Source organism: Rathayibacter sp. AY1E8 (assembly GCF_002931415.1).
In the GTDB taxonomy this organism is placed as follows: Bacteria; Actinomycetota; Actinomycetes; order Actinomycetales; family Microbacteriaceae; genus Rathayibacter.
Genome location: NZ_PSVI01000029.1, coordinates 1 through 25,478, shown reverse-complemented (window position 1 = coordinate 25,478; position 25,478 = coordinate 1). Strand labels below are relative to the sequence as shown.

The following is a 25,478-nucleotide window of genomic DNA, read 5'->3' as shown; positions in this document are numbered from 1 at the left end:
GTTTATCGACGCGATGAGTTCGTCCTTCTCCCTGGCGGATCCGCCCAGCCTGTCGGATCTGCGCGTCTTCCTCGGCCGTTCGGCCCGGGTCGAGGACGGTGCGGTCCGGCTCCTCGCCGACGACCACGTGCTGGCCGCCTACACGCCGATCCTCCAGCCCCGCGGTCTGCTCGACCGCTCCGCGACCGTGCTGGGCCTGCGCGTCTTCGCGCTCGACGAGCCCGCCGGCTTCGACCGGATCGTGCCGATCCGTGCGCTGTCGGACCGCCTCGCCCGCCTGCAGTGGGAGCCGGGCGGAGCGGACGGCAAGCCGGTCGTCCTGCCCGACGGCGACGACGCGACGGCGGGGCCCTGGGCGGGCGTCTCCCCGCCCCGCGGCGGCTGGACCCGGCGCGAGCCCGTGGACCCGGGCTTCCTGGAGCGCGTCGCGCGCGAGGGGATCGACGAGATCGCGGCGGCCGTCGGCCCCGAGACGGGCGAGCAGATCGTCGGCCGCGTGCGGTCGAGCGTCTGGGGCCGCCCGCTCGACGGCCTCGAGGACGTCCCGGCGGGAGCGGCGTTCGCCCTCTTCGCGCTCGGGTTCCTCGGCGCCGACGACCCGGTCGCCCTGCTCGAGAGCGGCGCCTGGCGCCGCCTCACCTCACGGCGCGGACACGTGCTGGTCCGCACCCCGGGCTGAGCGGCTACTCCTCGAAGGTGTTCACCATCGCGTGGGCGGCGCGCTCCAGGTAGTCCCAGAGCAGGGCGTCGTCGGCCGGAGCGAGCTCGAGATCGTCGACGGCCGTCCGCATGTGCTGGAGCCAGTGGTCGCGGGCCTCGGGGTTGATCCGGAACGGCTGGTGCCGCATCCGCAGGCGCGGGTGGCCGCGCTCCTCGCTGTAGGTGCCCGGGCCGCCCCAGTACTGCTCGAGGAAGCCGGTCAGCCGCTGGATCGCGCCCTCGAGGTCGTGCTCGGGGTACATCGGCCAGAGCACCTCGTCCTCGCGGACGCCCTCGTAGAAGCGGCGGACCAGGCGCTCGAACGTCGGCCGGCCGCCGATGTGCTCCCAGAAGCTGCGCAGCGGCGGCGTGCCGCCGATCTGCAGGCCGCTCACGAGCGCGCTCCCGTCGGGCCGGAGGTGCCGCCGCCGTCCTGGGGCGGCGTCCCGCTCCCGCGCCGCAGCGCGCGGGGGAGCCGCACGGGCTTGCCGTGCTCGGTGCTGATCGTGGGGGAGGGCGTGGTCCGCGGCGGCTTGGCGCCTCCGACGCTCGTCGCCCCCTCGAAGCCCTCGAGGACGACGGTGGCCAGCGAGGGGAGCTTCACGTCGAGCGCGTCGAGCGACTTCTTCAGGCGCAGGCGCAGCTCGCGGGCGACGTCGTCCTTGGCGGTGGTGCGGGTCTTGACCACGACCCGGATGACCAGGGCGTCGTCGGCGATGGACTCCAGGCCCCAGAGCTCGGGCTTGTCGATGATCCGGGCCCGCCAGCGGCTGCTCGCCGCCAGCTCGTTCGCGGTCGCGAGGACCGTGGACTGCACCTGCTCGAGGTCCGTCTCGTAGGGCACGGCCAGGTCGACGATGACGCGCGACCAGCCCTGCGACATGTTCCCGACCCGGACGATCTCGCCGTTGCGGACGAACCAGAGGGTGCCGTTGACGTCGCGGATCTGCGTCACCCGGACGCCGACCGACTCGACCACGCCCGTCGCCTGCCCGGTGTCGACGACGTCGCCGACCCCGAGCTGGTCCTCCGCGACCATGAACAGCCCGTTGAGGACGTCCTTGACGATGTTCTGCGCGCCGAAGCCGAGGCCCGCGCCGAGGGCGGCCGTCAGCAGGGCGAAGGAGCCGATGAGGTCCTTGTCGATCGTCGTCACGATCATGACCAGGGCGATGACGACGATCAGGATCGAGCTCAGGTTGTTGAGGATCGACCCGAGCGTGCGCGTGCGCTGCACCACCCGCACGGCCGCGAGCGGCGACGCGGCGATCGACTGGGTGTCCTCGACGCGCTGGCGGCGCTTCACTCCCGACACGATCTGGTCGACGACGCGGCCGATCACGAAGTGGGCGATGACGCGCACCAGCAGCGCGCCCAGCACGATCCCGAGGATCGCGACCACCTTCCAGAAGGGCTCGGACTCGAAGAAGGAGACGGTGGCGGCGACAGGGTCCGGGGTGGAGGTCTGAAGAAGCAGCATGACCGCTCCAGGCTACGGGACGCCTCCCTCCGAGACGGGTGCACGAGCCCCGAGCGCGTATAGATTCGAGGCGGGTCCGCTCGGACCCGGACACCGCCCTGGGAAGGACGCCCGATGCTCCACTCCACCCGGACTCCCGCCGAGAAGCGCCGCCTCTTCCGCGAGCGCCTCGCCTCGGGCGAGCTGCTGCAGCTGCCCGGCGCGTTCACTCCGCTCTCCGCGCGCCTCATCGAGGCGAAGGGCTTCGACGGGATCTACGTCTCGGGCGCCGTGCTCTCGGCCGAGCTGGGGCTGCCGGACATCGGGCTCACCACGCTCAGCGAGGTGGCCGGCCGCTCGCAGCAGATCGCGCGCCTGACCGACCTGCCGGTCCTCGTCGACGCGGACACCGGCTTCGGCGAGCCGCTGAACGTCGCGCGGACGGTGCAGATGCTCGAGGACGCCGGAGTCGCGGGGCTGCACATCGAGGACCAGGTGAACCCGAAGCGCTGCGGGCACCTCGACGGCAAGGCGGTCGTCGACGAGGCGACCTCGGTGCGGAGGATCGCGGCGGCCGTCGACGCGCGCCGCGACTCCGACCTGGTGATCATGGCCCGCACCGACATCCGCGCCCTCGACGGCCTGCCGGCCGCGATCGACCGCGCCAAGCGCCTCGTCGACGCCGGAGCAGACGCGGTGTTCCCCGAGGCGATGCGCGACCTGTCCGAGTTCGAGGCCGTGCGCGCCGCGATCGACGTGCCGATCCTCGCCAACATGACCGAGTTCGGCAAGAGCGAGCTGTTCACCGCGCAGCAGCTCGCCGACGTCGGCGTGAACGTCGTGATCCACCCGGTCTCGCTGCTCCGGATCGCGATGGGCGCCGCGATGCGGGCACTCGACGCCCTCAAAGCGGAGGGCTCGCTCCGCTCGGAGGTCGCGGGCATGCAGACGCGCGCCGAGCTCTACGAGCTCCTCGACTACGCCTCGTACAGCCGCTTCGACGAGGGCGTCTTCGACTTCTCGCTCGCCGACCACTACGGCGCCTGAGCGCGCCGACCCGCACGAACCGGCGGCGCTCCCCGGTGCCGCCGCCCGCCTCTCGCGAAGGAGCGAAGGATGAGCACGACCGATCAGGACATCCGCAAGGGACTCGTGGGGGTCGTCGTCGACACGACGGCCGTCTCGAAGGTCGACCCGGCGTCGAACTCGCTGCTCTACCGCGGCTACCCCGTGCAGGAGCTCGCGGCGGGGACCTCGTTCGAGGACGTGGCCTGGCTGCTCTGGCACGGCGAGCTCCCCACTGCGGAGGAGGCGGCCGGGCTGGCCGCCGTGGAGCGGGCCCACCGCGCCCTGGCCCCCGAGGTGCGCACCGTGATCGACCTGCTGCCGCTGTCGGCGCACCCGATGGACGTGGTGCGAACGGCGGTGAGCGTCCTGGGCGCGCTCGAGGAGGATCCGGACGCCGACGCTCCCGAGGCCGTGCTGGAGCGCTCCGTGCGGCTCTGGGCGGCACTGCCGGCGATCGTCGCCTACGCTCAGCGCCGCCTGCGCGGCCTCGAGCCGATCGATCCGCGCGACGACCTCGACTACTCCGAGAACTTCCTCTGGACGACCTTCGGCGAGGTGCCGGAGCCGGTCGTCGTCGACGCGTTCCGCGTCTCGCTGGTGCTCTACGCCGAGCACTCCTTCAACGCCTCGACCTTCACGGCCCGCGTCGTGACGTCGACGCTGTCGGACGTCCACTCCGCCGTGACCGCCGCCGTGGGAGCGCTCAAGGGACCGCTCCACGGCGGGGCGAACGAGGCCGTGCTGCACGTGCTCGACGAGGTCGGCACCGGACCGGAGGCGGACCGGCGGTCCCGCGAGTGGCTCGCCGAGGCTCTCGGACAGCGCCGGAAGGTCATGGGGTTCGGCCACCGGGTCTACAAGTCGGGCGACTCGCGGGTGCCGACCATGGACGCCGCTCTCCGGCGGCTCGCCGAGCACGAGGGGGCCGGCGAGATGATGGAGCTGTACGACGCTCTGGCCGCGGCGATGGCCGAGCGGACGGGCATCCTGCCGAACCTCGACTACCCGTCCGGCCCCGCCTACCGGCTGATGGGCTTCGACACCGGGATCTTCACTCCGCTGTTCGTCGCCGCGCGGGTGGTGGGCTGGACGGCCCACGTGATCGAGCAGCGGGGCTCGAACGCGCTCATCCGGCCGCTGTCCGCCTATGACGGGCCGGAGCGCCGCTCGGTCCCGCAACGCTAGGCGCCGGGAGCGGGGAGAGCCGCCCGGTCCCGCAGCGCCGGGGGACCGGGCGGCTCGCTGTCAGCCCCGGGTGTCGCGCTCCTGGGCGCGGAGCGCACGCTCCACGCCGGCCAGGTTCTCGATCACGAGTCGGCGCAGCGCCGGGACCTCCGGGTTCGCGTCGAGCCAGGCGCGGGTGGCGTCGACGATCTCCTGCGAGGGCGTGGCGGCCGGGTAGAAGCCGACGACCAGGTACTCGGCGATCTTGTAGCTCTTCGACTCCCAGAGGGAGCGGAGGGCGTCGAAGTAGACCGGGACCATCGCGTCGAGCAGGCGCGGGTCGGCGGCGCGCTGGAAGCCCAGGCCCGTCGAGCGGACGATCGTGTTCGGTGCTGAGTCGTCGGCCGTGACGGAGTCCCACGCCGCGCGCTTCGCCTCCGCGGTCGGCAGTGCGGCACGGGCGTGCGCGGCCGACTGCTGGCCGGTCGCCGTGTTGTCCGAGGCGAGCGCCGCGTCGATGTAGTCCGCACCGGCCCGCCCGCCGGCGACGAGAGCGATCAGCAGCTCCCAGCCGAGGTCGGTGTCGATGTCGAGGCCGTCGAGAGCGGTGGAGCCGTCGAGCAGCGCCTGCACGGCCTCGAGGTGCGCCGGGGTGGACGCGATCGCGGCGAAGAACTTCACGAACTGGAACTGCGCGTCGCTGCCCGGCTCGGCGCTCTGCGCGAGCGTCCACAGCTGATCGCCCGCCTCCTCGAGGACCTCGGCCCGGTACTCCGGAGCGACGTACTGGGTGGCGGTGGCGACGAGCTGGTTGAGCACCGTCCGCAGGGTCGTGGACTCGGTCTCGGTCGCGACGTTGCCCAGGACGAGGCGGACGAAGTCGCGCGGCGCCGACTCGGCGTCGCGGGTCGAGTCCCAGACCGAGCCCCAGACCAGCGAGCGGGCCAGGGGGCTGTCGATGCTCGCGAGGTGCTCGACGGCCACAGCGAGCGAGGCGTCGTCGAGGCGGACCTTCGCGTAGGCGAGGTCGTCGTCGTTGAGCAGCACGAGCGCCGGACGGGTGCGGCCGATCAGCTCGGGCACCTCGGTGCGCTCCCCGTCGACGTCCAGCTCGAGGCGGTCGACGCGGACGAGGCGCTCGCCCTCGAAGTCGTACAGGCCGATCGCCAGGCGGTGCGGGCGGATCGTCGGGTACTCCTCGACCGCGGTCTGCTGGATCGCGAAGGACGCGATCGCTCCGCTCTCGTCGACCGCGATCTCGGGGCGGAGCGTGTTCACGCCGGCCGTCTCGAGCCACTGCGCCGACCACTCGGTGAGGTCGCGCCCGCTGGTGGCCTCCAGCTCGACCAGCAGGTCGCGCAGCTCCGTGTTCGAGAAGGCGTGCTTGACGAAGTACTCGTGGACGCCGGCGAGGAACTCCTTCTCGCCGACCCACGCGACGAGCTGCTTGAGCACCGAGGCGCCCTTGGCGTAGGTGATGCCGTCGAAGTTGACCTGGACGTCCTCGAGGTCGTTGATGGTCGCGACGATCGGGTGGGTCGAGGGCAGCTGGTCCTGGCGGTAGGCCCAGCTCTTCTCCATCGCGGCGAAGGTGGTCCACGCCTCGGTCCACTCCGTCGCCTCCGCGGTGGCGAGGGTGGAGGCGTACTCGGCGAACGACTCGTTGAGCCAGAGGTCGTTCCACCACTTCATCGTGACCAGGTCGCCGAACCACATGTGGGCGAGCTCGTGGAGGATCGTGACGACCCGGCGCTCCTTGATCGCGTCCGTCACCTTCGAGCGGAACACGTAGGTCTCGGTGAAGGTCACCGCTCCCGCGTTCTCCATCGCGCCGGCGTTGAACTCGGGGACGAACAGCTGGTCGTACTTCGCGAACGGGTACGGGACGCCGAACTTCTCCTCGTAGAAGGCGAAGCCCTGCTTCGTCTTCTCGAACACGTAGTCGGCGTCGAGGAAGGGCGCGAGCGAGGCCCGGGCGAAGACCCCCAGCGGGATGGTGCGGCCGTCGGAGGAGACGAGCGAGTCGGTCTCGACCACGTAGGGTCCGGCGACGAGGGCCGTGATGTAGGAGGAGATGCGCGGGGTGGGCTCGAAGCTCCAAGTCGCGATCCCCTCGCCCGCCGGGACCGGCTCGGGAGTGGGCTGGTTCGACACGACCTGCCACTGCGCGGGCGCGGTGACGGTGAAGCGGAACTCGGCCTTGAGGTCCGGCTGCTCGAACACCGCGAAGACGCGGCGGGAGTCGGGCACCTCGAACTGCGAGTACAGGTACACCTCGCCGTCGACGGGGTCGACGAAGCGGTGCAGGCCCTCGCCCGTGTTGGTGTAGAGCATGTCGGCGACGACGGTGAGCTCGTTGTCCGCAGCCAGGGAGTCGAGGCGGATCCGGACGCCGTCGGCGACGTCGGCGGGGTCGAGCTCCGCGCCGTTGAGGGTGACGGAGTGGACCGTGCCCGTGACGGCGTCGATGAAGCTCGAGGCGCCCTCGGCGGAGGAGAAGCGCACCGTGGTCGTGCTGAGGAAGGTCTCGGCTCCCCGGGTCAGGTCGAGGGCGATGTCGTAGTCGTGGACCTGGATCAGCGAGGCGCGCTCCTGCGCCTCGCTCCGGGTGAGGTTGTCTCCTGGCACGGGGGTGCTCCATCCGTTCGTCTCGGGCGCTGCCGCGGGCGCCGGGGTGCGGGCGCCGCCGATCCACCCTAGAGCTGCCGGGACCCGCCGTGGAGCCCCGTGGCGCCGATCCTGCGGAGCCGCCGGGGAGCGCGGACGCGGCCGCCGCGAGCGGCGTAGCGTGTCCCCATGACCTCTGTGGACTTCTGGTTCGACCCCTCCTGCCCGTGGGCCTGGATGACCTCGCGATTCGTGGACGAGGTGACCCCCGCGCGCGACCTCGACGTGCAGTGGCACATCATGAGCCTCGCCGTCCTCAACGAGGACAAGGACGTGGACGACTCGTACCGCGCCTTCCTCCCGCGCGCGCTGCGATACACCCGCCTGGTCGCCGCCGTCGCCGAGCGCGAGGGCCGCGAGCACGTCAAGCCGCTCTACGACGCGCTCGGCACCCGGATCCACCCGGGCGGGCGCACCGACGTCGACGCGGTGATCGCCGAGTCGCTCGCCGAGCTCGGCCTGCCTGCGGAGCTCGCCGCCCACGCCGACTCGGACGAGTACGACGAGCCGATGCGCGCCTCCCACTTCGACGGGATCGAGCGGGTCGGCCAGGACGTCGGCACCCCGGTCATCGCGATCGGCGACGTCGCCTTCTTCGGCCCCGTCATCTCGCCGATCCCGAGGGGCGAGCAGGCGCTGACCCTCTGGGACGGCATCGTCGCCGCCGCCTCCTTCGACGGCTTCTTCGAGCTCAAGCGCTCGCGGACCCGCGACCCGCAGTTCGACTGAGCCGACCCGCGGTACTCTGGCTCCCGGCCCGGGCACCGCGGGCCCCAGACGGCTCTTCCGGAGGAGTTCTCTCGTGCGCATCCACATCGCCACGGACCACGCAGGGCTGGACTTCAGCCGTCACCTGATCGAGCACCTCGGCGCCGCCGGTCATGACGTGATCGACCACGGCCCCACGTCCTACGACCCGCTGGACGACTACCCGTCCTTCTGCATCAACGCCGCCGCCGCGGTCGTCCGCGATCAGGAGGCGGGGGTCGAGGCTCTCGGCGTCGTCTTCGGCGGCTCGGGCAACGGCGAGCAGATCGCGGCGAACAAGGTCGCGGGCGTGCGCGCGGCGCTCGTGTGGAATCTGAGCACCGCCGTGCTGGCCCGCCAGCACAACGACGCGAACGTCATCTCGATCGGGGCCCGCCAGCACTCCGTCGAGGAGGCCACCGGCTTCATCGACGCGTTCGTCGCCGAGCCCTTCACCTTCGAGGAGCGGCACGTGCGCCGCATCGCGCAGCTCGCCGAGTACGAGGCCACCGGCGACATCGCCGGCCGGGTCGTCGACTCCGCCGCGAAGGAGCGCTGAGTGCCCGAGGGGCACTCCGTCCACCGGATCGCCCTGCAGTTCGAGCGCGACGTCGTCGGGCACCGCGTCGCGACCAGCAGCCCCCAGGGTCGCTTCACCGAGGGAGCCGCGCTCCTCGACGGGCGCGAGGTCCTCGAGTCCACGGCCGTCGGCAAGCACCTGCTGCTGCGCTTCGAGGGCGACCTGACGCTGCACGTCCACCTCGGCCTCTACGGTGCGTGGGACTTCCTCGGGCACGTCTCGCCGCTGTTCCCGGACGGCAAGGCGGGCAGCAGCATCGGCGCTCCCCGGCGCCGCCGCGCCGTGCGCCTCTCCGAGACGGAGCACGAGACCGACTCCGATCTCGACGAGTTCCCGCCGCCGCCCGTGGGCGCGGTGCGCGTGCGCATCATGACGGAGGAGACGGTCGCCGACCTGCGCGGCCCCACCGCCTGCGAGGTGATGGATCCCGCCCAGGTGGAGGCCCTCCTCGCCCGCCTCGGTCCGGATCCGGCCGACGACGACTCCGACGAGGCGCGCGACCGCTTCGTGAACCGGCTCCGCAGGACGGCGACGCCGGTCGGGCTGGTGCTGATGGACCAGTCCGTGGTCAGTGGCATCGGCAACATCTACCGCGCGGAGCTGCTCTACCGCGCCGGCCTCGACCCGCACACTCCCGGCAAGCAGGTGCCGCTGGAGCTCGCACAGGAGCTGTGGCGGGACTGGGCGGACCTGCTCGAGGACGGCATCCGGACCGGGATGATGATCACGCGCCGCGGCCTGACGAAGACCGAGCGCTCGAAAGCCGTCCGCAGCCGCGCCGAGCGCAACTACGTCTACAAGCGCGAGGGCCTGCCCTGCCGCGTCTGCGGCACGAACGTGCTGCTCGAGGAGATCGGCGCGCGCAAGCTCTACTGGTGCCCGGTGTGCCAGTCGTGAGCGCGGGTGGAGAGCGGTCGGCCCGGTCGCGCACCCGCCGAGCCGTCCGCCCCGCGCTCCGCGAGGCCGCCCGATGACCGGCGGTCTCCTGCTCCGGGGCGCCCGCCTCCTCGGCTCGTCCCGACCCGGTGCCGTGCTCCTGCGCGACGGCCGCGTGGAAGCGGTCGGACCGGACGCCGCCGCCGCCCCGGGCGACGAGGTGCGCGACCTCGACGGGCGCTGGGTGCTCCCCGGCCTCTGGGACGAGCACGTCCACTTCTCCCAGTGGGCGATGACGGCCCCGCGCCTGGACGTCTCGTCAGCCGACTCGGCCCGCGGAACGGCGGACGCGGTCCGACGTCGCCTGGCGGAGGAGCCCGGTACCGGCACGCTGATCGGCTTCGGCTTCCGCGACGGCCTCTGGCCGGAGCCGCCGACGACCGCGCTCCTGGACGAGGTCTCTCCGGAGCGGCCCGTCGTGCTGATCAGCGGCGACCTGCACTGCGCCTGGCTGAACTCCGCCGCGTACCGGCGCTACGCCGTCGCTCCCGAGCCCGAGCTGCTGCGCGAGGACGCCTGCTTCGAGCTCGTCACCGCACTCGGCGCCCTCGGCGACGACGAGCTCGACGCACTCGCCGACGCGGCGGCGCGGCGGGCTGCGGCTCGCGGGGTGGTCGGCGTCGTCGACCTCGAGATGCGCTGGAATGTGGGGGACTGGCCCCGTCGCGTCGCTGGCGGAGCACGCTCCCTCCGCGTCGACACCGGCGTCTACCGCGACCACCTCGACCGCGCCCTCGCGGAGGGACTGCGCACTGGCGACGAACTCGACGGCGGTGACGGCCTGCTGCGGATGGGCCCGCTCAAGGTCCTGATCGACGGCTCCCTCAACACGAGGACCGCCTACTGCGCCCACCCCTACGCCGACCACGACGGCAACGGCGTCCTCACCGTGGAGCCCGCCGAGCTGGACGAGCTGCTCGCCCGCGCGGCCGCCGGGGGCATCCGCTCCACCGTGCACGCGATCGGAGACGCCGCGGCGACGCTGGCTCTGGACGCGCTCGGCCGGGTCGGCGGGGGCCGGATCGAGCACGCTCAGCTGCTCGCGGAGACCGACCTTCCGCGGTTCGCCGCGCTCGGCGTGGAGGCCGGAGTGCAGCCCGCGCACGCGCTCGACGACCGCGAGGTGGCGGAGCGGTACTGGCCGGGACGCACCGGCCGGGCGTTCCCGCTGCGCTCGCTGCTCGACTCCGGGGCCCACGTGGTGCTCGGCTCGGACGCTCCGGTCGCTCCGCTCGACCCGTGGGTCGCGATCTCGGCCGCGGTCGCGCGGGCGCTGCCCGGCGACGAGCCCTGGCATCCGGAGCAGCGGGTGAGCGTCGAGGAGGCGATCGTCGCCTCGACCCGGGTGCGCCGGCTCACGCCCGCGGCCGGCGATCCCGCCGATCTGGTGGTGGTCGACCGCGATCCGCTCGCCGCCGACGCGGGAGCCCTCCGATCCATGCCGGTCGCCGCGACCCTCCTGGCGGGCCGCTTCACGCACGGCGGCTGACCCGCGCCCGTCGCGACACCGGCTGCTCCGGATCGCGCGAACGGGCCCGGGAACGACGACGGCCCGCGGGATCCGAGGATCCGCGGGCCCGTCGAGGCGTGGTGCTCAGCTCTCGCTGACGTGGGCGAAGAGGAACCAGCGGTCCTTCTCGAGGCCGCGGCCGATCTCGATCGCGACGTCCTGGCTGCTCGCGTCGATCTCGGCGAGCTCGGCGATCGCCGTGTTGACGGTCGCGATGGCGACGTCCATCTGGCGGATGATCTCGACGATCGCGTTCTCGGAGCGCTGGAAGCCGGGGGTGAGGGGTTCGGACTGCGTCGCCGAGGCGACGGTCTGGATGCGGGCGTCGACCGGGAGGCCGAGGGCGACGACGCGCTCCGCGGCGAGGTCGGCCCACTCGATGGCGCGGCCGACGATCGCGTCGAGCAGCTCGTGGACGCCGATGAAGTTGGCGCCGCGGACGTGCCAGTGCGCCTGCTTGCCGTTGACGGCGAGCGCGGTCATCTCGACGACGACGGGGCTGAGGAACTGGGCGACTCCGGATGCGACATCCGGGTTCGACGAGGTGAGCGACGTGACGGACGTGGTGGACATCGTCTGGTCCTTTCGAGAGGGGGTGACTGATCGTCAACAGTACGCAGATCCCCCGGCGCCGCAAGGAAGCGCAGGCTCGGCTCAGTCCGGTGAAGGACAGGCTCACCTCTGTCGCGGAGGGGCGTCACGGGGGCTTCCCCCCGGGTGCCCGGAGCCGTGCCGCCGGTACGCTCGACCGGGTCGCGGCGGCGGCGGGAGCGGACAGGAGGCGCGGATGAGCGGAGCATCGACGGCCCTCGGCGAGGCCTCGCGCGCCTACCTCCGGCTCTGGCGCGGACTGCCCCGGGAGGTGCTCGCGCTGGTGGCCGCGATCCCGGTCGCGCTCCTCGGCGCCTTCTGCGCCGGCGTCGCGCTGGCCGTCGCGCTCGGGCTCGTCGGAGTCCTGATCGGCCTGGTGTTCCTGCCTGCCGCCCTCTACACGGCGCGCTTCTTCTCGCGGGCCGCCGTCGGCCTCGACGTGCTGGCCGGACGGCCCGCCGTCCCCCGGCCGCAGTGGCGGCGACCGCCCTCCGCCGTCACTCCCTCGACCTTCGCCCTCTACGGTCCGGTGATCGACGGGCACTACTGGCTCGCTCTCCTGCACACGCTCGTCGTGGCTCCGGTGCTCGCGCTGCTGTCCGGACTGCTCCTCGCGCTGTGGACCTGGGCGGGCCCGGGCACGGTGGCCGCCGCGCTCACGGGGGCCCCCGGTCCGGCCCGCCTGCTGGCCGAGAGCGGAGCCGCTCTGCTGGGCGCCCCGCAGCCTCCGGCGGGACTGGTCGCCGCGGCGACGGTCGCCACGACCGTCCTCTTCGTCTCGACCCTGCCGTTCGCCACCCGCGGCCTCTCCCTCCTGCACTGGCTGGTCGACCGTCTCCTGCTCGGCCCGTGGGAGTCGGAGGCGCTCCAGCGCGAGGTCGCCGAGCTGAGCGCTTCCCGCGGCGCAGCCGTCGCCGCCGAGGACCGCGCGCTGCGCCGGCTCGAGCGCGACATCCACGACGGCCCGCAGCAGCGCCTGATCCGGGTGCAGATGGACCTGGCCTCGGCCCGCAACCGACTCGCCGCCGACCCGGAGTCCGCCGCCCGCCTGGTCGACGAGGCTCGCGAGCACGTGCGCGCCGCGCTCGACGAGCTGCGCGCCCTCTCCCGCGGAGTGGCGCCGCCGATCCTGCAGGACCGGGGCTTCGAGGCGGCGGTGCACTCGCTCGCCGAGCTCAGCCCGGTGCCGGTCGAGGTCCTCACCGAGCACCCCGTGGCGGACGTGCCGCCCGAGGTCGAGCGCAGCGTCTACTTCGTCGTCGCCGAGCTGCTCGCCAACGCCTCCAAGCACTCCGGCGCCCGATCAGTGCGGGTGCACCTCGACACCCGCGACTCCGGCACTCCGGGGGAGCGCTGGCTCGACGCCTGGGTGGTGGACGACGGAGTCGGCGGGGCGTCGCCGGTCGCCGGTCACGGCCTCGAGGGGGTCGGCGGGCGCGTCCGGGGCCTGCGCGGGATCCTGAGCGTGGAGTCGCCGGTCGGCGGGCCGACCGCGGTCGGGGTGCACGTCCCCTACCGCCCGGCCGTCCTATCCTGAGGGCGTGCTCGTGATCCGCGTCGCCATCGCCGAGGACTCGGTCCTCCTGCGCGAGGGCCTGGTCCGCCTCTTCGAGGACGCGGGGTTCGCCTCTGTCGGCGCCTTCGGAGACGCGGACGCCCTGCTCGCCGATCTGGCGCGGGACCCGGCCGGGGTCGACGTCGCCGTGCTCGACGTCCGGATGCCGCCGACCTTCCGCGACGAGGGCGTCCGCGCGGCGCTGGAGATCCGCCGGCGCTACCCGCAGGTGTCGGTCCTGCTGCTCAGCCAGTACGTCGAGGTCACCTACGCGCAGGAGCTGCTCGGCTCCGGCGACGGCGGACTCGGCTACCTCTTGAAGGACCGGGTCGCCTCCGTGGAGGAGCTGCGCGACGCCGTCGAGCGCGTCGCAGCGGGCGGAACCGTCCTCGACCCGCAGGTCGTCGCCTCGCTCCTGCAGCGCAACCGCGACCCGCTCGCCTCGCTGACCCCGCGGGAGCGGGAGGTGCTGGAGCAGATGGCCCAGGGGCGCACGAACGCGGGCATCGCCTCCGCTCTCTTCGTCGGCGTGGGCGCCGTGGAGAAGAACGTGACCGCGATCTTCCAGAAGCTCGGGCTCGAGGACTCGGGCTCCGACCACCGGCGGGTGCTGGCGGTCCTCGCCTTCCTGCGCGCCGGGCGCTGACCACCGGAGAAGAGGAGAACCCGATGCCGTCGAGTCCTGCGGAGGGCGCCCGCGTCCTCGCCCTGACCGGGGGACGCGCCCCGGAGATCGCCGACACCGCGTGGGTCGCTCCGGGCGCCACCGTGATCGGCTCCGTGCGCCTGGGGGAGCGGGCGAGCGTCTGGTACGGAGCCGTCCTGCGCGCCGAGCACGCGCGGATCGAGCTCGGCGCCGGCAGCAACCTCCAGGACGGCGTCGTCGTCCACGTCGACGCCGACTACGACGCGGTCATCGGCGCCGGAGTCTCGGTCGGGCACAACGCCGTGCTGCACGGCTGCACCCTCGAGGACGACGTGCTGGTCGGCATGAGCGCGACCGTCCTGAACGGGGCCGTCGTCGGCACCGGCTCGCTGATCGCCGCGGGCGCCGTCGTCCTCGAGGGGACGGTCGTCCCGCCGGGCTCGCTGGTGGCGGGCGTCCCCGGGAGGGTCCGGCGGGAGCTGACGGAGGAGGAGCGCGAGGGCATCCGCCGGAACGCCGCCTCGTACCTCGCCCTGACGGAGGAGCACCGCGGCGCGGTCGGCTGAGCACGCCCGGAACGCCTCGGAACGACGAAGAGCCCCGGACATCCGGGGCTCTTCGAGAGGAGAGGGGCTGACGAGAATCGAACTCGCATCATCTGTTTGGAAGACAGAGGCTTTACCACTAAGCTACAGCCCCGGATCGGCGGCCGGACGACCGCGAACCGGTGCGATCGGGTCTCTCGACCGGGCACCAGGACAGCGTAGTACATCGCGCGAGCACCGTGGACACCCCGGTCGTCCTCCGCCGCGCGGTTCCGGTCGCCGCTGCCGCGGTGCAGTACACTTGCGAAGGCCATTTCGGCGTGTCGCGTAAGCGCACGTGCGGGGACGGCTCGACGAGAGTCTCACGCACGGTGCCCAGGCCCGCGCATCCGGGGCGTAGCTCAGCTTGGCTAGAGCGCCCGCTTTGGGAGCGGGAGGTCGCAGGTTCGAATCCTGTCGCCCCGACCACGAGTACTCATCGTGACGACATCGACCCGTGACGACCGTCATCCGGCGCCGACACCAACCAGCACAGGAGATCCCCTCACGTGAAGACCACGGTAGAACAGCTGAGCCCGACCCGCGTGAAGCTCGCGATTTCGGTCACCCCGGACGAGCTCGGCCCCAGCATCACGCACGCCTACGGCCACATCGCCGAGCAGATCAACGTCCCCGGCTTCCGCAAGGGCAAGGTCCCGCCCGCCATCGTCGACCAGCGCGTCGGCAAGGCCGCGGTGCTCGAGCACGCGGTCAACGAGGGCCTCGACGGCTTCTACCGCGAGGCCGTCCGCGAGACCGAGGTCCGCCCCCTGGGCCGCCCGCAGGCCGACATCGTCGCCTGGCCGAGCGACAAGGACTTCACCGGCGACCTCGAGCTCGCCATCGAGGTCGACGTGCGCCCCGAGATCACCGTCCCGGACTACGACGGCATCGAGCTCACCGTCGAGGCGGCCGAGGTCACCGACGCCGACGTCGACGCCGAGCTGGACAAGCTCCGCAGCCGCTTCGGCACCCTGGTCACCGTGGACCGCCCGGCGAAGACCGGCGACTTCGCGCAGATCGACCTGGTCGCCTCCATCGACGGCGTCGAGGTCGACACCGCCAACGCCATCTCCTACGAGCTCGGCTCGGGCGAGCTGATCGAGGGCATCGACGAGGCGCTCGACTCGCTCACCGCGGGCGAGAGCACCACGTTCACCGCTCCGCTGCTCGGCGGCGACCACGCCGGCGAGCAGGCCGAGATCGCCGTCGCGCTCACCGCCGTCAAGGAGCGCGAGCTCCCCGAGGCCGACGACGACTTCGCGCAGATCGCCAGCGAGTTCGACACCATCGCCGAGCTGCGCGAGTCGCTCAAGGAGCAGGCCGCTCAGCAGAAGACCTTCGGCCAGGGCGGCGAGGCCCGCGAGAAGCTCGTCGAGGCGCTGCTCGCCCTCGTCGAGGTCCCCGTGCCCGCCGGTCTCGTCGAGGACGAGGTGCACCGCCACCTCGAGGGCGAGAACCGCCTCGAGGACGACGAGCACCGCGCCGAGGTCAAGGAGGCCAGCGAGAAGACCTTCAAGACGCAGATCCTCCTCGACCACGTCGTCGAGCAGGAGAAGGTCCAGGTCAGCCAGGACGAGCTCACGCAGTACCTCATCCAGGGTGCGGCGCAGTACGGCATGGAGCCGAACGAGTTCATCAAGATCCTGTCCGAGAACAACCAGATCGGCCAGATGGTCGGCGAGGTCGCCCGCAACAAGGCGCTCGCGATCGTCCTCGGCAAGGCGAAGGTCACCGACACCGAGGGCAACGCCGTCGACCTGACCGCGTTCACCGCGGTCCCCGGTGACGACGAGGCCGTCGAGGCCTCCGACGAGGCCGTCGCCTCGGACGAGACCGAGGTCGCGGAGGAGGCTCAGGCCGCCGCCGACGCCGAGGTCCCCGCCGAGCCCGTCGCCGAGGAGCCCGCCGCCGAGGAGGAGCCCGCCCCGGCCCCCAAGAAGAAGCGCGCGCCGGCCAAGAAGAAGGCCGCCGCTCCCGCCGAGGAGACCCCGGCCGCGGAGTAGTCGCCGCGAGCACGTCAGGAGCCGCCCCCCGATCCGTCGGAGGGCGGCTCCTCTCGTTGGGGGGGCTCCGGTCCGCCCCGGGCGAACACGGGCGACTCCCGCTCCGCCCCGGGCGAACACGGCCGGATCGGCCTGGCGGCGTCCGATAGATTCGCCTCCGAAGCGACAACTGAAACGGAGCAATACATGGCCGACATGGTTATGCCCAACAGTGTTTTCGACCGCCTGCTCAAGGACCGGATCATCTGGCTCGGTTCCGAGGTGCGCGACGAGAACGCGAACGAGATCGCCGCGAAGCTCCTGCTCCTGGCAGCCGAGGACTCCGAGCGGGACATCTACCTCTACATCAACTCGCCCGGCGGCTCCATCACCGCGGGCATGGCGATCTACGACACGATGCAGTTCGTCCCGAACGACATCGTGACCGTGGGCATCGGGATGGCGGCCTCCATGGGCCAGCTGCTCCTCACCGCCGGAACCCAGGGCAAGCGCTACATCACCCCGAACGCGCGGGTGCTCCTCCACCAGCCGCACGGCGGCTTCGGCGGCACGGCCTCCGACATCCAGACCCAGGCGCAGCTCATCCTCGACATGAAGAAGCGCCTCGCCGAGATCACCGCCAAGGCGACCGGCAAGACCGTCGAGCAGGTCAACGAGGACGGTGACCGCGACCGCTGGTTCAGCGCCGAGGAGGCCCTCGCCTACGGCTTCGTGGACCACATCCGCTCGTCGGCGACCGACGTGGCCGGCGGTGGCGGAACCGCCATCGACGAGTAGTCCAGCGAACGCGCCGAGAGATCAGGAACAGACAATGACCACACCCACCTTCGGCGGAACGGCGTTCGGCTCCGGAGCCGCACCGTCCTCGCGCTACATCCTCCCCACGTTCGAGGAGCGCACGGCCTACGGCTACAAGCGCCAGGACCCGTACGCCAAGCTCTTCGAGGACCGCATCATCTTCCTCGGAGTCCAGGTCGACGACGCCTCCGCGGACGACATCATGGCCCAGCTCCTCGTGCTCGAGAGCCAGGACCCGGACCGCGACATCGTCATGTACATCAACTCGCCCGGTGGCTCCTTCACCGCGATGACGGCGATCTACGACACGATGCAGTACATCCGCCCGCACATCCAGACGGTCGTGCTCGGCCAGGCCGCCTCGGCCGCCGCCGTGCTCACCGCCGCGGGAACGCCCGGCAAGCGCCTCGCGCTGCCGAACGCGCGCATCCTCATCCACCAGCCCGCCGTGCAGCAGGGCGGGGGCCAGGCCTCGGACATCGAGATCCAGGCCGCCGAGATCATGCGCATGCGCGAGTGGCTCGAGGAGACGCTGTCGCACCACTCGAACCGCTCGATCGAGCAGGTCAAGAAGGACATCGACCGCGACAAGATCCTCGGCGCGAGCGACGCGCTCGAGTACGGGCTGATCGACCAGGTGCTCACCAGCCGCAAGAGCCTCCCGGCTCTCACGGCGTAGGGCGTCCAGGAGGGGCCGGGTGGCGGAGCGATCCGCCGCCCGGCCCCTCTCTGCGTCCTCCGTCGCCGTAGCAAAGCGCCACACGAGGCGCAAGGCACGGCGAATCCGGCCCGCCTGCCGAGCCCTCGCGGCTCAGCGGCTAGGCTCGGAGCAGTGTCAGGGGGCTCGTCCCGCTCGCACCGGCCGGAGCTCCGGGCTCCGTTGCACGACCGACCGACGCACGACAGACGCACGACAAGGAAGTGGGGCATCCCCGTGGCACGTATTGGCGAAAGCGCCGACCTGCTGAAGTGCTCCTTCTGCGGCAAGAGCCAGAAGCAGGTCCAGCAGCTCATCGCGGGACCGGGCGTCTACATCTGCGACGAGTGCGTCGAGCTCTGCAACGAGATCATCGAGGAGCGCCTCTCCGAGTCGAGCGAGGAGACGAGCCACGAGTTCGACCTCCCGAAGCCGAAGGAGATCTTCGGCTTCCTCGAGGAGTACGTGATCGGGCAGGAGCAGGCCAAGAAGGCCCTCGCCGTCGCCGTGTACAACCACTACAAGCGCGTGCGGGCCCGCAACACCATCACCGCCGCCGACGCGATCCACGACGAGGTCGAGATCGCCAAGAGCAACATCCTGCTCATCGGCCCCACGGGCTGCGGGAAGACCTACCTCGCCCAGACCCTCGCGAAGCGCCTCAACGTGCCCTTCGCCGTCGCGGACGCCACGGCCCTCACCGAGGCGGGCTACGTCGGCGAGGACGTCGAGAACATCCTCCTCAAGCTCATCCAGGCCGCCGACTACGACGTCAAGCGTGCCGAGACGGGCATCATCTACATCGACGAGGTCGACAAGATCGCGCGGAAGGCCGAGAACCCCTCGATCACGCGCGACGTCTCGGGCGAGGGAGTGCAGCAGGCGCTGCTCAAGATCCTCGAGGGCACCGTCGCCTCCGTGCCTCCGCAGGGCGGGCGGAAGCACCCGCACCAGGAGTTCATCCAGATCGACACGACGAACGTCCTCTTCATCGTCGCCGGCGCCTTCGCCGGACTCGAGGACATCATCTCGTCGCGGGCGGGCAAGCGCGGCATCGGCTTCGGCGCCCCGCTGCACAACAAGGAAGACGAGATCAACATCTTCAGCGAGGTCCTCCCGGAGGACCTGCACAAGTTCGGGCTGATCCCCGAGTTCATCGGGCGCCTCCCCGTCGTCACGACGGTCACGCAGCTCGACCAGGACGCGCTCATGCAGATCCTCACCGAGCCGCGCAACGCGCTCGTGAAGCAGTACCAGCGGATGTTCGAGATCGACGGCGTCGAGCTCGAGTTCGACCGGGGCGCTCTCGAGGCCATCGCGGACCTGGCGGTCCTCCGCCAGACCGGAGCTCGCGGACTGCGCGCCATCCTCGAGGAGGTGCTCGGCCCGATCATGTTCGAGGTGCCCTCCTCGGACGAGGTGGCGCGCGTCGTCGTCACCCGCGCCGCGGTGCTCGACAACGCGGCCCCGACGATCGTGCCCCACGCTCCCCGTCGCCAGGAGAAGAGCGCCTAGTCGCTCCCCGCCCCGCTCTGCCAGTTCACCGCGATTGGCCCGGCGGATCGTCGGGCGAGGCGCTCCCGCTTCCCTAACCTGGCGGAGCGCGCCGACGGCGCGTCCGGTCGCCTCGGTGCCGGTCGATCCTCCGGGAGGCTCCGCCATCGTCCAGCCGCTGCTCGCCGGGATCGTCGCCGCCCTGACCGGCTTCTCGAGCTCGTTCGCGATCGTGCTCGCCGGGGTGGTCGCGGTGGGCGCCACCGACGTGCAGGCCGCGTCGGGCCTCCTCGCCGTCTGCGTGCTGCAGGGGGTCCTCTGCATCGTGCTGAGCATCCGCTACCGCGTGCCGATGACCTTCGCCTGGAGCACGCCGGGCGCCGCCCTGCTGGCCGCGACCGCGACGCTCCCCGGCGGCTTCGACCGCGCGGTCGGGGCGTTCCTGGTCGCCTCCGCTCTGCTGGTGGTCACCGGGCTGTGGCCGGCGCTCGGGAGGCTCGTCGCGCGCATCCCGCGGCCGCTCGCGAACGCCATGCTCGCGGGCATCCTGTTCCCGCTCGTCCTGGCGCCGGTGCGCGCGGCGGTCGAGATCCCCGCGCTCGCGCTGCCGGTGATCCTGCTCTGGCTGCTGCTCCTGCGGCTCCTGCCCCGCTGGGCGGTGCCGGCCGCGATCGCCCTGGCGATCGTGCTGCTGATCGTGACGGACGGCGCGGCACTCGCCGGTGCGCCGCTGCTCCCCGTGCCGCAGTTCGTCGCTCCGGTGTTCGAGATCGGAGCGATGGTCGGGATCGGCCTGCCGCTCTACGTGGTCACCATGGCCGGGCAGAACATCCCGGGCATCGCGGTGCTGACGAGCTTCGGCTTCGCGGCCCACTCGCGTCCCGGGATCGTCTCGACCGGTGCTCTCTCCGGGGTCTCGGCGATCTTCGGCGGCGTGCCGATCAACTACGCCGCGCTCAGCGCCGCGCTGACCGCGGGTCCCGAGGCCTCGCCGCGGCCGGAGCAGCGCTGGGTCGCCTCGGTCTCGGCGGGCGCCTCCTACCTCGTGCTGGGCGTGTTCGCCGGAGCGGCCGCCGCGCTGGTGTCCTCCGCGAGCCCGCTGCTGATCGAGGCGGTCGCCGGTCTGGCGCTGCTGGGGGTGTTCGTGTCGGCGGTGCAGGCCGCTGTGGAGGACGCGCGGCTGCGGCTGCCGGCGGCGGCGACGCTCCTGGTCACCGCCTCCGGCACGACCATCGCGGGGATCGGCTCGGCCTTCTGGGGCCTGGTCGTGGGACTCGTCCTCCTCGCCTGGCTCGTCCCCCGGCGCCGCTAGAGGAGGCCGCGGCGCGCGAGCAGCGGCTCGGTCCGCGCATCCCGCCCGCGGAACGCGCGGTACGCGTCGAGCGGATCGCGGGAGCCGCCGAGCTCGAGCACCCCGCGGCGGAAGCGCTCGCCCGCCGAGCGGTCGAGGCCGCCGTTCTCCTCGAACCACTCGACCGTGTCCGCGTCGAGGATCTCGCTCCAGATGTAGGAGTAGTAGCCCGCGGAGTAGCCGCCGGAGAAGACGTGCGCGAAGTACGTGCTGCGGTAGCGGGGCGGCACGGCGGGAAGGAGGAGGCCCGCGCCGTCGAGCACGTCGCGCTCGAAGGCGGCCGCGTCGCGCGGCTCGACCGGGGCCGGCAGGGAGTGCCAGGCGAGGTCGAGCAGGGCGGACGCCAGGTACTCGCTCGTCGCGAAGCCCTCGCCCCATAGCGCGGACGCCTCGAGGCGCTCGACGGTCCCCGCGGGCAGGGCCTCGCCGGTCTCGACGTGGCGGGCGTACTCGGCGAGGAGCCCGGGGCGGCGCACCCACGTCTCGTTCACCTGGCTCGGGAACTCGACGAAGTCCCGGAACACCGCGGTACCGGCGAAGCGCGGGTACCGCGTGCTCGCGAACAGGCCGTGCAGGGCGTGCCCGAACTCGTGGAAGAGCGTCTCCACCTCGTCGAGGCTGAGAAGGGCGGGCTCACCCGGGCCCGGAGCCGACAGGTTCAGGTTGTTCACGACGACGGCGGAGTCGCCGAGCAGCGAGGTGCGGCTGGACAGGGAGTTCATCCACGCCCCGCCGCGCTTCGAGTCGCGGGTGAAGGGATCGAGCAGGAACAGGCCCAGCGGCGTCCCGTCCTCCTCGTGCACCTCGAACACGCGGACGTGCTCGCTGTAGCCGGCCAGGTCGCTCCGCTCCGAGAAGCGGACGCCGTAGAGACCGGTGGCGGCGGCGAACACGCCGCGGCGGAGCACCCGCTCCAGCTCGAAGAAGGGACGCAGTGCGCTGGAGCCGACGGAGTAGCTCTCCGACCGCACGCGCTCCTCGTAGTAGGCGCGATCCCACGCCTCGATCGTGAAGCGCGGCGCTCCGGCGGCGTCCTGCTCGGCGTCGGCGGAGGCCTGCATCCGCTCGAGCTCGATCCTCGCGTTCCGGGCGGCGGGAGCGGCGAGCTCGCGCAGCAGCGACAGGACGCGCTCCGGCGAGCCCGCGGTCTGGCCCGAGATCACGAACTCGGCATGCGAGGCCGCGCCCAGCAGAGCTGCGCGCTCGGCCCGCAGCGCGACGATCTGCTGCAGGGTCGCGGTGGTGTCGTGCGGCCCGCCTTCCGCACCGCGGCCGACAGAGGCGCGCAGGACGCGCTCGCGGACGCCGCGGTCGCGCAGACGCGCGAGCCAGGGGTGGCCGGAGTAGAGGGGAAGGGTGATCAGCCAGCCGTCGACGCCGCGGTCGGCGGCGGCGCGCGCGGCGGCCGAGACGTCGGACTCGTCGAGCCCGTCGAGGCCGGCGACGTCGTCGAGGAGGACGGCCCGGTCGTTCGACTCGGCGAGCAGATCCTTCTCGAAGCGCGTGGTCAGGGTCGACAGCTGCTCGTTCAGCTCGCCGAGCCGTGCCTTCCCCGCGTCGTCGAGGAGCGCACCGGAGCGCTCGAACCCGGTGATCCTCCGCTCGAGGAGGTAGGCCGTCTCGGCGTCGAGGTCGAGCTCCGTCGACTGCTCGGCGAGAGCGCGGAGCCGGGCGAACAGGCGCGGGTCGAGGCTGATCGCATCGCTGTGGGCCGAGAGCAGCGGAGCGAGCTCGGCCTCCAGAGCGTCGGTGAGCGGAGTGCGGTCGGAGGCGGCGACGGTGAAGAAGACGGCGCTCACCCGGCGCAGCTCGCGGCCCGCCCGCTCGAGGGCGACGAGGGTGTTCTCGACGGTCGGCGGCTCGGAGGCGCCGGCGATCGCGTCGATCTCGGCGCGGTGCCGGCGGAGGGCCTCGAGGAACGCCGGGCGGTAGGCCTCGGGGTCGACGGCGGCGAAGTCGGGGAGCCCGTGGGGGAGTCTGCTCGGCTCGAGCAGGACGGCGACGGGATCGGGAGCGCTCATCCTGCGAGCCTAGAGCGCGAGCGGGGGAGAGGGCTCCGGCTCAGGATCGCAGGACGCGCGCGCTCACCGGGCTCGGCGACCGCGCCGCGAAGGGGCGTCAGCCCCAGTCGTCGTCGTCCTCGCCCTCCACGCGGCCCTGCGGCTGCGTGATGTAGGCAGCGTCCTCGGCGGGACGGTAGGTGATCGTCGTGCCGTCGTCGAGTTCGAGGACGGGCCTGCCCTCGAGCCAGGTGAGCGTCCAGCGCCAGTCGGCGGTCGCCGTGCCGGCCGCGGCGAGCTCGCCCTCGACGTCGCCGATGGCGGTGACGACGATCTCGGGGAGGGTCTGCGGCGGCACCTGGCCGACCGACCAGCGGGTTCCGAGCTGCATGGGAGGGGTCCTCTCGACGGTGGGGAGGGAGGCGGGACGGTTCCCGCCCCCCGGGAGCGGCGCTACGCCTCGGTCTCGAGCTCGATGCCGACCGCGAGGGCGTCGCCCTCGGCGAAGTCGAGCGTCGCGATCCTGCCGACGGCCGCGAGGTCTCCCGCGGCGAGTCGGAGAGACGCGACGAGCTCGGCGGGCGCCGTCACCAGGGCGGAGCGGGCCGGCGTCTTCTGCGAGGCCTTCGCATCGGTCTTCGCGCGTCGGATGGCCGTGAGGACGGAGCTCGCGGCGGCCAGGACGGCGGGGTCGCCGCCCAGGCCCTCGACGGCCGGCCAGGGGCGCAGGTGCACCGAGTCGTCGTGCGACCACGACCAGGTCTCCTCCGTCGCGAACGGCAGGAACGGCGCGAACAGGCGCTGGAGGACGTCGAGCGCCCGGTGCAGGGCGGCCGCGGCGGACGCGCCGTCCTCGCTGTACGCGCGCTCCTTCACCAGCTCCAGGTAGTCGTCGCAGAACGTCCAGAAGAACGCCTCCGTCGTCTCGAGGGCGCGGGCGTGGTCGTAGTTCTCGAGCGCCGTCGTCGCGTCGGCGACCACGGTGTCGAGGGTGGCCAGCATGCTGAGGTCGAGCGGGTCGGTGACCTCGGCGCCCTCGGCGAGAGGGAAGCCGTGGATGAACTTCGCCGCGTTGAGGATCTTGATCGCCAGTCGGCGGCCGATCTTGATCTGCGTCGGGTTCTGCGGGTCGAAGGCCGCGTCGGTGCCCAGGCGCGAGGAGGCGGCCCAGTAGCGGACCGCGTCCGAGCCGTGCTGCTCGAGCATCGCGGCGGGAGTGACCACGTTGCCCTTCGACTTCGACATCTTCTTGCGGTCGGGGTCGACGATGAAGCCGGACACGGTCGCCGTGCTCCACGGGGCGCGGCCGTCCTCGAGCTGCGAGCGCAGGAGGGTCGAGAAGAGCCAGGTGCGGATGATGTCCTGGCCCTGCGGGCGCAGGTCGTAGGGAGCGACCAGCTGCCAGAGCTCGTCGTCGCGCTCCCAGCCGCCCGCGAGCTGCGGGGTCAGCGAGGAGGTCGCCCAAGTGTCCATCACGTCGAGCTCGCCCTGGAAGCCGCCCGCCGCTCCGCGCTGGTCCTCCGAGTAGCCGGGGGCCGGGTCGCTGGAGGGATCCACCGGCAGCGCCGCCTCGTCCGGCACGATCGGGGAGTCGAAGACGGGGTTGCCGTCGCCGTCGAGCGGGTACCACACCGGGATCGGCACGCCGAAGAAGCGCTGGCGCGAGATCAGCCAGTCGCCGGAGAGGCCGTTCACCCAGTTCTCGTAGCGGACGCGCATGAACTCCGGCACGAAGCGCACGTCGCGGCCGAGCTCCAGCAGGCGCTCCTTGAGCACCGCGTCGCGAGCGCCGTTGCCGATGTACCACTGGCGGGTCGACACGATCTCGAGCGGCTTGTCGCCCTTCTCGAAGAACTTGACCTGGTGCGTGATGGGGCGCGGGTCGCCGACCATCTCGCCGGACTCCTTCAGCAGCGCCACGACGGCCTGCTTCGCGGAGAAGACGGTCTTGCCGGCGAGCTGCTCGTAGGCGGCGCGGCCCCCGTCGCCCGTGATCGCGGCGGGCGCCTCCGAGATCAGGCGGCCGTCGAAGCCGATGATCGCGCGGTTGGGCAGGTCGAGTTCGCGCCACCAGACCACGTCCGTGATGTCGCCGAAGGTGCAGATCATCGCGATGCCCGAGCCCTTGTCCTTCTGCGCGAGGTGGTGCGCGAGCACCGGGACCTCGACGTCGAAGAGCGGCGTGCGGACGGTGGTGCCGAACAGCGCCTGGTAGCGCTCGTCGTCGGGGTGCGCGACGAGGGCGACGCAGGCGGGCAGCAGCTCGGGACGGGTCGTCTCGATGAAGACGTCCTCGCCGCCCTCGCGGTGGAAGCCGAGGCGGTGGTAGGCGCCGGGCTGGTCCTTGTCCTCGAGCTCCGCCTGGGCGACGGCGGTCCGGAAGGTGATGTCCCAGAGCGTCGGGGCCTGCGCCTGGTAGGCCTCGCCGCGGGCGAGGTTGCGGAGGAAGGCGCGCTGCGAGGCGGCCTGCGACTCGTCGCCGATGGTCCGGTAGCTCTGCGACCAGTCGACGGACAGGCCGAGGGCCCGCCAGACGTCCTCGAACTGCTTCTCGTCCTCGACGGTGAGGCGCTCGCACAGCTCGACGAAGTTGCGGCGCGAGATCGGCTTCTGGTCGGCGGCCTTGCTGCTCTTGTTGTCGCCGCCCTCGAACGGAGGCGTGAAGCCGGGCTCGTAGGGGAGCGTCGGGTCGCAGCGCACACCGTAGTAGTTCTGCACGCGGCGCTCGGTGGGCAGGCCGTTGTCGTCCCAGCCCATCGGGTAGAAGACGCTCTTGCCGCGCATCCGCTGGAACCGCGCGACGACGTCGGTGTGCGTGTAGGAGAAGACGTGCCCGATGTGCAGCGACCCGGACGCGGTGGGCGGCGGGGTGTCGATCGAGTAGACGTCGGCGCGGGTGAGGCCGGTGCGGTCGAACCGGTAGGTC

Annotated in this window: 22 protein-coding genes and 2 tRNA genes; 16 read left to right on the top strand and 8 right to left on the bottom strand. The window is 72.3% G+C overall.

The features are described from left to right. Nucleotides 1-13: 13 nt before the first annotated feature. Nucleotides 14-679: a hypothetical protein gene (locus C5C74_RS10145; protein WP_104351468.1), complete on the top strand. Its 666-nt coding sequence runs from the start codon at nt 14-16 to the stop codon at nt 677-679. A gap of 4 nt (nt 680-683) precedes the next feature. Here the strand turns inward: C5C74_RS10145 and C5C74_RS10140 are convergent, their stop codons facing one another. Together C5C74_RS10140 and C5C74_RS10135 are read right to left on the bottom strand one after the other, a co-directional pair. Beyond that, entirely contained in the window at nt 684-1,094 is a 411-nt protein-coding gene (locus C5C74_RS10140; protein WP_279630823.1) for a globin, read from the bottom strand. Then, nucleotides 1,091-2,179 carry a mechanosensitive ion channel family protein gene (locus C5C74_RS10135; RefSeq protein ID WP_104223705.1) on the bottom strand — a complete coding sequence of 363 codons (1,089 nt, stop codon included), beginning with the start codon at nt 2,177-2,179 and terminating at the stop codon, nt 1,091-1,093. Before C5C74_RS10135 ends, C5C74_RS10140 begins: the two co-directional genes overlap by 4 nt. 114 nt (nt 2,180-2,293) lie before the next feature. Here C5C74_RS10135 and prpB point away from each other — a divergent pair, with 114 nt between their 5' ends. Together prpB and C5C74_RS10125 are read left to right on the top strand one after the other, a co-directional pair. After that, nucleotides 2,294-3,205: a methylisocitrate lyase gene (prpB, locus tag C5C74_RS10130; protein WP_104226736.1), complete on the top strand. Its 912-nt coding sequence runs from the start codon at nt 2,294-2,296 to the stop codon at nt 3,203-3,205. A gap of 69 nt (nt 3,206-3,274) precedes the next feature. Continuing rightward, nucleotides 3,275-4,411 carry a bifunctional 2-methylcitrate synthase/citrate synthase gene (locus C5C74_RS10125; RefSeq protein WP_104232531.1) on the top strand — a complete coding sequence of 379 codons (1,137 nt, stop codon included), beginning with the start codon at nt 3,275-3,277 and terminating at the stop codon, nt 4,409-4,411. Between the two features lie 60 nt (nt 4,412-4,471). On the opposite strand, the gene pepN is transcribed toward C5C74_RS10125, so the two are convergent. After that, complete coding sequence (gene pepN / locus C5C74_RS10120) at nt 4,472-7,018, bottom strand: aminopeptidase N (protein ID WP_104351467.1); 2,547 nt, start codon at nt 7,016-7,018, stop codon at nt 4,472-4,474. A gap of 168 nt (nt 7,019-7,186) precedes the next feature. Between pepN and C5C74_RS10115 the strand changes: the two genes are divergently transcribed. The 4 genes from C5C74_RS10115 (at nt 7,187) to C5C74_RS10100 (ending at nt 10,809) form a co-directional block, all read left to right on the top strand. Further along, nucleotides 7,187-7,786, top strand: a complete 600-nt coding sequence (locus C5C74_RS10115; RefSeq protein WP_104223701.1) for a DsbA family protein — start codon at nt 7,187-7,189, stop codon at nt 7,784-7,786. A gap of 73 nt (nt 7,787-7,859) precedes the next feature. Continuing rightward, nucleotides 7,860-8,363: a ribose-5-phosphate isomerase gene (locus tag C5C74_RS10110; RefSeq protein ID WP_104223700.1), complete on the top strand. Its 504-nt coding sequence runs from the start codon at nt 7,860-7,862 to the stop codon at nt 8,361-8,363. Further along, complete coding sequence (locus C5C74_RS10105) at nt 8,364-9,281, top strand: Fpg/Nei family DNA glycosylase (RefSeq protein WP_104262810.1); 918 nt, start codon at nt 8,364-8,366, stop codon at nt 9,279-9,281. A 73-nt stretch (nt 9,282-9,354) separates the two neighbouring features. Further along, complete coding sequence (locus C5C74_RS10100) at nt 9,355-10,809, top strand: amidohydrolase (protein WP_104351466.1); 1,455 nt, start codon at nt 9,355-9,357, stop codon at nt 10,807-10,809. A 105-nt stretch (nt 10,810-10,914) separates the two neighbouring features. On the opposite strand, the gene C5C74_RS10095 is transcribed toward C5C74_RS10100, so the two are convergent. Then, nucleotides 10,915-11,403 carry a Dps family protein gene (locus C5C74_RS10095; protein ID WP_104226731.1) on the bottom strand — a complete coding sequence of 163 codons (489 nt, stop codon included), beginning with the start codon at nt 11,401-11,403 and terminating at the stop codon, nt 10,915-10,917. A gap of 214 nt (nt 11,404-11,617) precedes the next feature. Here C5C74_RS10095 and C5C74_RS10090 point away from each other — a divergent pair, with 214 nt between their 5' ends. Genes C5C74_RS10090 through C5C74_RS10080 form a run of 3 tightly spaced genes read left to right on the top strand, consistent with a single transcriptional unit; the run spans nt 11,618 to nt 14,188 of the window. Beyond that, the gene (locus C5C74_RS10090) at nt 11,618-12,958 is read left to right on the top strand and encodes a histidine kinase (RefSeq protein WP_104351465.1); all 1,341 of its coding nucleotides are present in this window, start codon (nt 11,618-11,620) and stop codon (nt 12,956-12,958) included. A 13-nt stretch (nt 12,959-12,971) separates the two neighbouring features. Next, nucleotides 12,972-13,622, top strand: a complete 651-nt coding sequence (locus C5C74_RS10085) for a response regulator transcription factor (protein WP_208543396.1) — start codon at nt 12,972-12,974, stop codon at nt 13,620-13,622. A 23-nt stretch (nt 13,623-13,645) separates the two neighbouring features. Beyond that, entirely contained in the window at nt 13,646-14,188 is a 543-nt protein-coding gene (locus C5C74_RS10080) for a gamma carbonic anhydrase family protein (protein WP_104223695.1), read from the top strand. A gap of 62 nt (nt 14,189-14,250) precedes the next feature. Here the strand turns inward: C5C74_RS10080 and C5C74_RS10075 are convergent. Continuing rightward, nucleotides 14,251-14,321, bottom strand: a tRNA-Gly gene (locus tag C5C74_RS10075). Nucleotides 14,322-14,557: 236 nt separating this feature from the next. On the opposite strand from C5C74_RS10075, the gene C5C74_RS10070 reads away from it, so the two are divergent. From C5C74_RS10070 to C5C74_RS10045, 6 genes are all read left to right on the top strand, one after another. Beyond that, nucleotides 14,558-14,635 (top strand) — tRNA-Pro (locus tag C5C74_RS10070). 80 nt (nt 14,636-14,715) lie between these two features. Next, complete coding sequence (gene tig / locus C5C74_RS10065; protein ID WP_104257383.1) at nt 14,716-16,212, top strand: trigger factor; 1,497 nt, start codon at nt 14,716-14,718, stop codon at nt 16,210-16,212. Nucleotides 16,213-16,398: 186 nt separating this feature from the next. Next, nucleotides 16,399-16,989: an ATP-dependent Clp protease proteolytic subunit gene (locus C5C74_RS10060; RefSeq protein ID WP_097165884.1), complete on the top strand. Its 591-nt coding sequence runs from the start codon at nt 16,399-16,401 to the stop codon at nt 16,987-16,989. A gap of 34 nt (nt 16,990-17,023) precedes the next feature. Further along, the gene (locus C5C74_RS10055; RefSeq protein ID WP_068253282.1) at nt 17,024-17,689 is read left to right on the top strand and encodes an ATP-dependent Clp protease proteolytic subunit; all 666 of its coding nucleotides are present in this window, start codon (nt 17,024-17,026) and stop codon (nt 17,687-17,689) included. Nucleotides 17,690-17,944: 255 nt separating this feature from the next. Beyond that, nucleotides 17,945-19,222 carry an ATP-dependent Clp protease ATP-binding subunit ClpX gene (clpX, locus tag C5C74_RS10050; RefSeq protein ID WP_104247278.1) on the top strand — a complete coding sequence of 426 codons (1,278 nt, stop codon included), beginning with the start codon at nt 17,945-17,947 and terminating at the stop codon, nt 19,220-19,222. Nucleotides 19,223-19,337: 115 nt separating this feature from the next. Beyond that, the gene (locus C5C74_RS10045) at nt 19,338-20,513 is read left to right on the top strand and encodes a benzoate/H(+) symporter BenE family transporter (RefSeq protein WP_104226726.1); all 1,176 of its coding nucleotides are present in this window, start codon (nt 19,338-19,340) and stop codon (nt 20,511-20,513) included. On the opposite strand, the gene C5C74_RS10040 is transcribed toward C5C74_RS10045, so the two are convergent. The 3 genes from C5C74_RS10040 to valS all read right to left on the bottom strand — a co-directional run. Further along, entirely contained in the window at nt 20,510-22,573 is a 2,064-nt protein-coding gene (locus tag C5C74_RS10040; protein WP_104351463.1) for a M3 family metallopeptidase, read from the bottom strand. The two genes, C5C74_RS10045 and C5C74_RS10040, sit on opposite strands and share 4 nt — an antisense overlap. A 97-nt stretch (nt 22,574-22,670) precedes the next feature. Then, nucleotides 22,671-22,943: a hypothetical protein gene (locus C5C74_RS10035; protein ID WP_104223690.1), complete on the bottom strand. Its 273-nt coding sequence runs from the start codon at nt 22,941-22,943 to the stop codon at nt 22,671-22,673. A gap of 62 nt (nt 22,944-23,005) precedes the next feature. Further along, a partial coding sequence (gene valS, locus C5C74_RS10030) for a valine--tRNA ligase (protein ID WP_104351462.1) occupies nt 23,006-25,478 on the bottom strand: 2,473 nt, incomplete at its 5' end.

Coding starts and splice junctions, on each gene's coding strand:
- C5C74_RS10060 (WP_097165884.1), top strand. CDS start 16,399: ATGGCCGACATGGTTATGCCCAACAGTGTTTTCGACCGCCTGCTCAAG.
- C5C74_RS10135 (WP_104223705.1), bottom strand. CDS start 2,179: ATGCTGCTTCTTCAGACCTCCACCCCGGACCCTGTCGCCGCCACCGTC.
- C5C74_RS10040 (WP_104351463.1), bottom strand. CDS start 22,573: ATGAGCGCTCCCGATCCCGTCGCCGTCCTGCTCGAGCCGAGCAGACTC.
- C5C74_RS10125 (WP_104232531.1), top strand. CDS start 3,275: ATGAGCACGACCGATCAGGACATCCGCAAGGGACTCGTGGGGGTCGTC.
- C5C74_RS10080 (WP_104223695.1), top strand. CDS start 13,646: ATGCCGTCGAGTCCTGCGGAGGGCGCCCGCGTCCTCGCCCTGACCGGG.
- C5C74_RS10095 (WP_104226731.1), bottom strand. CDS start 11,403: ATGTCCACCACGTCCGTCACGTCGCTCACCTCGTCGAACCCGGATGTC.
- C5C74_RS10115 (WP_104223701.1), top strand. CDS start 7,187: ATGACCTCTGTGGACTTCTGGTTCGACCCCTCCTGCCCGTGGGCCTGG.
- C5C74_RS10100 (WP_104351466.1), top strand. CDS start 9,355: ATGACCGGCGGTCTCCTGCTCCGGGGCGCCCGCCTCCTCGGCTCGTCC.
- prpB (WP_104226736.1), top strand. CDS start 2,294: ATGCTCCACTCCACCCGGACTCCCGCCGAGAAGCGCCGCCTCTTCCGC.
- C5C74_RS10090 (WP_104351465.1), top strand. CDS start 11,618: ATGAGCGGAGCATCGACGGCCCTCGGCGAGGCCTCGCGCGCCTACCTC.
- C5C74_RS10035 (WP_104223690.1), bottom strand. CDS start 22,943: ATGCAGCTCGGAACCCGCTGGTCGGTCGGCCAGGTGCCGCCGCAGACC.
- C5C74_RS10145 (WP_104351468.1), top strand. CDS start 14: ATGAGTTCGTCCTTCTCCCTGGCGGATCCGCCCAGCCTGTCGGATCTG.
- C5C74_RS10055 (WP_068253282.1), top strand. CDS start 17,024: ATGACCACACCCACCTTCGGCGGAACGGCGTTCGGCTCCGGAGCCGCA.